The organism is Gilliamella sp. Pra-s60 (genome assembly GCF_009795755.1).
Taxonomy (GTDB): Bacteria; Pseudomonadota; Gammaproteobacteria; order Enterobacterales; family Orbaceae; genus Gilliamella.
This window is the reverse complement of sequence record NZ_WTFA01000044.1, coordinates 1-691: the sequence shown is the minus strand read 5'-3', so window position 1 is coordinate 691 and position 691 is coordinate 1. Positions and strand designations below refer to the sequence as shown.

General features: G+C 49.3%; 1 protein-coding gene. It reads right to left on the bottom strand.

Annotated elements, in window-relative coordinates; all coding sequences use genetic code 11:
• Window positions 1-60 precede the first annotated feature (60 nt).
• Window positions 61-691, bottom strand: a 631-nt coding sequence (locus tag GQ596_RS10940; RefSeq protein WP_202113808.1) for a hypothetical protein, incomplete at its 5' end; no start/stop codon positions are given.

Sequence of the window (691 nt, the reverse complement as noted above, 5' to 3'; positions counted from 1 at the left end):
TCCCCTCAGGCACCATAATCGCCCCCCGCGCCCTAAGGATTAAGAACTAAACGCTAAAAGCTAAGGTGCGGTGCAAACAGCGTAATAACTGTAGGAAGCGCTGCCGCTGTAGACGTCGCCGTAGTACGAGGGGACAGAGAACTGGTTGCTACCTGCTGCGTCGCTCGTCCAGTAGTAGTTGCCGACGAAGCCCGCACCAGCGTAGACGTTCATGCGTCCCCACTCCGTGAAAAATCCTGCGCCTATGTGACGCATGTAATAATTAACAGATGACCTAGGTTCTGCGCCATCTATGCCATTTACACAAGGAAACCGATTATTATCTACACCACACTTCGCATTGGTTAAATCCCTTACCCTAGGCATCCGATAACCCAAACTATTACACCATGCTAATTGGTCTCTATAAGGTCTATCTTGATTACCCCGATTGACGAACCACTGCTTTAACACAAAGCCGTAACGAACCTCATTACCATTACTACCTCTACCGACCAACTCGAAAGTCTGTGGCAAAGATGGCACGGTAATTCGACTTGGATTAGAACTGTTCCACCGGCTTCTTGCCTCTGGACCATGCAACGTTACCCGTGCTACCCGTTTCCCTCTATCAACACTAGGAATCCAACTATCATTAGCTGCTACCACCGATACTGTAGCTGTTATTCCACCACGTGTGACCGGAGACCAA